The 1,221-nt window shown below is 67.9% G+C and carries 3 protein-coding genes; all 3 read right to left on the bottom strand.

Features of this window, described 5'->3' with window-relative positions:
• Window positions 1–308, bottom strand: a 308-nt coding sequence (locus G6019_RS11705; RefSeq protein WP_182627657.1) for a DivIVA domain-containing protein, incomplete at its 3' end; no start/stop codon positions are given.
• A 156-nt stretch (window positions 309–464) separates the two neighbouring features.
• A complete protein-coding gene (locus G6019_RS11700) occupies window positions 465–764 on the bottom strand; it encodes a YggT family protein (protein WP_107756224.1) in 300 nt (99 codons plus the stop codon).
• Between the two features lie 70 nt (window positions 765–834).
• The coding region (locus tag G6019_RS11695; RefSeq protein ID WP_182627655.1) for a cell division protein SepF at window positions 835–1,221 on the bottom strand (387 nt) is incomplete at its 5' end.

The raw sequence follows: 1,221 nt of genomic DNA, 5'->3' as shown, positions 1-1,221 counted from the left end.
GGTGCCGGGGTCGGCGCCGGGGCGGGCGGGGTGGCGGCCCGCGGCTCCTCGACGCGGCCGGCACCCGAACCGCTAGCGGAGTCAGCGGAGGCCTTGTCGGACTTCTCCGCCGCCTTCCGGGCCTTCTCGAGGTCCTTGGTCAACTCGTCGACACGCTGACGGAGGTCGTCGTTGTCCTCCACGAGGGTTCCGAGCTCCTCCTCTACCAGGTCGAGGAACTGGTCGACCTCGTCCTCGTTGTAGCCCCGTTTACCGATCGGCGGCTTTGAGAACGCGACGTTGTGCACATCGGCTGGAGTCAAGCGCATGGGATACCCCTCGTGGTCGTCTCGGGTGCCGGTCCGGCGTTCTCGAACCGGACCCACGACTTCATTACTACCTTAACGCGTGCCAATCTAGTCACATTCGGCCCGCGCGTCACCTGCGGCCCGGGTGACCGCATCACTTGTGTCCCGCCACGCCCCTCACGCGACGCTGGTGATCATGATCCGCAGGACCAGCTGGATCACGATGATGATGACGAAGAGCACCAACACCGACAGGTCGAGGGAGACCTGCCCGATCCGGACCGGCTTGATGACCTTGCGCAGCGCCTTGACCGGAGGATCGGTGATGGTGAACAGCCACTCCAGAACCACCGCCAGGACACCGCGGGGGCTCCAGCCACGGGAGAACGACGCGATCATCTCCACGACGATCCTGGCGAGGAGCAGATACCAGAAGACCTGGGTGATGATGTAAAGGACCAGCAGGATTTCACGCACGGGACAAGACTACTGGCAGCGATCGACGCCGCGCCGCGGGCACCCGGTCAGACGGGGTGGCCGCCCGGGATCAGCGACGGAACGCGCCGTTGACCGCGTCCCGGACCTCGGCTTCGGTGAGATCCATTCCGGCGGGCTGCAGCAGGAAGGTGCGCTCGCGATCGGTGACCTTCTCCATGCGGCCGTCGAGACCGAAGACCAGGCCGGCGGCGAAGTCGACCATGCGGCGCGCGTCCCCGGAGGCCATCGTGGACAGATCCAACACCACGGCTCGGCCCGCGCGGAAGTGCTCCCCGAGGCTCTTGCCGTCACCGAATCCCCGCGGACGCTCGACCACGGTCTCGGGGAGGGTCACCAGCCCGTCCTCGACGAAGTCCTCTTCCGGAGCCAGGGCGACGGCGCCGCGGGTGACGGGGACGCCGCGGAGCGAGGCCCGGGCCCCGGCCTCCGCCGCGTG

Source organism: Dietzia sp. DQ12-76 (genome assembly GCF_014145045.1).
GTDB lineage: Bacteria > Actinomycetota > Actinomycetes > Mycobacteriales > Mycobacteriaceae > Dietzia.
The sequence above is the reverse complement of the archived record's forward strand: the minus strand, read 5'-3'. Positions and strand labels throughout refer to the sequence as shown.